Origin of the sequence: Roseisolibacter sp. H3M3-2, from assembly GCF_029211165.1 — a bacterium.
GTDB lineage: Bacteria > Gemmatimonadota > Gemmatimonadetes > Gemmatimonadales > Gemmatimonadaceae > Roseisolibacter.
On the sequence record NZ_JARGEK010000522.1, the window covers coordinates 1 to 2,575 of the forward strand.

Genomic DNA, 2,575 nt, shown 5'->3' on the forward strand with positions numbered 1-2,575 from the left:
GAGGCCGACGGGCCGCCGCTCCGGCTGCGCTCGGGGCTGTGGCGCGGCGGCGCGCTGCTCGGCGCCGGGCGCGCGGTGTGGGCGCAGGGGTACCGGCAGCAGCTGCACGCCGACGCGTGGCGCGCGCTGGTCGACTCGCTGCGCGCGCTGCCGCCGGCGCCGCGCGCGGGCGACGACTACGGCAAGGGCTACGGCGCGCTGAAGGCGTACGTCATCGGCACCGCGGAGCCGGGGCGCAGCACGCCCGAGTTCCTGGCGCCGGTGCTCGACGACTTCTGGCGCCGCGGCCAGACGCCCGAGGGCGACGTGGCCGACCTGGCGCGGCGGCAGTTCGCGTTCTACGCCGCGATGCTCCCCGACACGAACCCGTTCCCCGAGGCGCAGGACGCGCCGCTGGTGGCGAAGACGCGCGGCTACCTCGCCGGCTTCGCGGGGGCGGAGCGCATCTACCAGAACATGCTGGTCGAGGCGTCGAAGGCGGCGCCGGCGGCGCGGCTGCTCGACATCGCGCCGGCGGCGCCGGGCGTCGTGAACGCCCCCGCCGAGGTGGCGGGCGCGTTCACCGCGAAGGGGTGGCAGTTCATGGACGGCGCGTTCAAGAACGCCGACCGCTTCTTCGAGGGGGAGACGTGGGTGGTGGGCGAGGGCTCGGCGGCGACGACGACCGACAAGAAGGCGGTCATCGACTCGCTGCGCGCGCGCTACCGCGGCGACTACGCCGACGCGTGGCGCCGCTTCCTCGCGGGGACGACGGTGGCGCGGGCGCGCGACCTGCGCGCGTCGTCGCTGCTGCTCGGCACCGTCGGCGGGGCGCAGTCGCCGCTGCTGGCGGCGTTCTCGCTCGCGGCGCGGCACACGATCGTCGACTCGGCGATGGGCGCGGCGTTCCAGCCGGTGCAGGTGGTCACGCCGGGCGCGGTGACCGACAAGTTCGTGAGCGAGAAGAACCAGCCGTACGCGAACGCGCTGCTGGCGCTGCAGAGCGCGATGGAGCAGGTGGCGATCATGCCGCCGGGCGGCGACTCGGCGAGCGTGGGGCAGCGGCGCGCGGCGGCGCAGCAGGTGATGCTGCTGCAGGCGGCGCAGGCGAAGAGCGCGGCGCGCCAGCTCGCGGGGCAGGCGGCGATCGCCGACCCGACGGCGGCGCAGCTGGCGCCGGTGGTCGAGCAGCTGCTGGTGGCGCCGATCGGCAGCGCCGAGATGGCGCTGGCGCAGGTGAGCAACACGCCGCTGCCGCGCGCGCCGCGCGCCGCGCCCCCGCCGGCGGCGATGAGCGCGAAGGAGGTCGCCGACCTGAAGGCGGCGCTCAACGAGCGGGGGAAGGCGCTGTGCACGGCGTTCACGCCGCTGCTGTCGCGCTTCCCGTTCGACCCGAACGCGACGAGCGAGGCGACGCTGCAGGAGGTCGCCGCGCTGCTGGCGCCGTCGTCGGGCGCGCTGTGGCAGTTCCAGCAGGATCGGCTGGAGGGGCTGCTCGAGAAGCAGGGGGCCCAGTGGGCGCCCAAGGCCGGCGCGCCGGTCGCGCTGTCGGGGGAGTTCGTGCAGTTCTTCAACCGCGCCGCGCGCGTGTCCGACGCGCTGTTCGAGGGCGGCCCGGAGCCGCGCCTGGCGGTGACGGCGCGCGGGATCCCGACGGGCGCGGTGAAGGTCGTGACGCTCGGCGTCGGGACGCAGCGCACCGCGTTCACGGGCAACACGGCGCCGGCGCAGTTCGCGTGGCCGTCGGCGAGCGGGCGCGACGCGCGGCTGTCGGTGGTGCGCGACGTCGCCGCGCGCCGCGACCGCGAGACGGTGGTGAAGCAGGCGTCGGGCGACTGGGCGCTGTTCCGCCTCGTCGCGCAGGCGACGAAGGTCGAGGGGGACGGCCCGATGCGCGCCGAGTGGGGGAGCGGCGCCGGCGCGGTCGCGGTGGAGTTCGGGTTCCCCGAGGGGATGCCGGTGCTGAAGCGCGGGTGGCTGGGCGCGGTGGGGTGCACGCCGCAGGTCACGCGCTGATCCTCTCTCTCGACTCTCTCGATTCTCTCGACGTGTCGCGCGGGGGCGGACGCCGGTCGGCGCCGCCCCCGCGGTGCGTTTGACGGCGAGCTCGACCGTACATACGTTCTCCCGGCCGGCCCCCTGCGCGCCGGCCGCGATCTCGCGGCGGCGACGACGTCCCGCGGCCCGCGACGCCGACGCGCCATCCGCGCGCCGGCGCTCCACGTGTGGCACGGGACGATGACGAACGACGGACGGGTGGGCGTCGCGCTGCGCGCGGCGCTCGCGGCGCTGGTGCTGGCCGCCTGCGGGCGCGAGGGGACGACCGAGGGCGTGGACGCGCCGGCGCCGACGCACGAGGTGCCGGTGGCGGTCGCCGGCGACGGGCGCGGCACCGTGCGCGTGGCCCCCGCGGGGCTCGACTGCGCCGCGGGCGCCCCCGCCTGCGCCGCGACGCTCGCGGCGGGGACGGTGGCCTCGCTCACCGCGACCCCCGAGGCGGGGAGCACGTTCGCCGGCTGGGCCGGGACCGAGTGCGGCACGGCGCCGACGTGCGCGATCCGCGGCGACCGCGCGCGCGCGCTGGCGGCGACGTTCG

At 77.4% G+C, this 2,575-nt stretch carries 1 protein-coding gene and 1 pseudogene; both read left to right on the forward strand.

Going from position 1 to position 2,575, the window contains the following annotated elements; all coding sequences use genetic code 11:
- Positions 1-1,995: ImcF-related family protein (locus tag PYV61_RS23925; protein WP_275836388.1), on the forward strand; the 1,995-nt coding region annotated here is incomplete at its 5' end.
- Positions 1,996-2,217: 222 nt separating this feature from the next.
- Positions 2,218-2,575, forward strand: a pseudogene (locus tag PYV61_RS23930) (hypothetical protein); the annotation flags it as partial.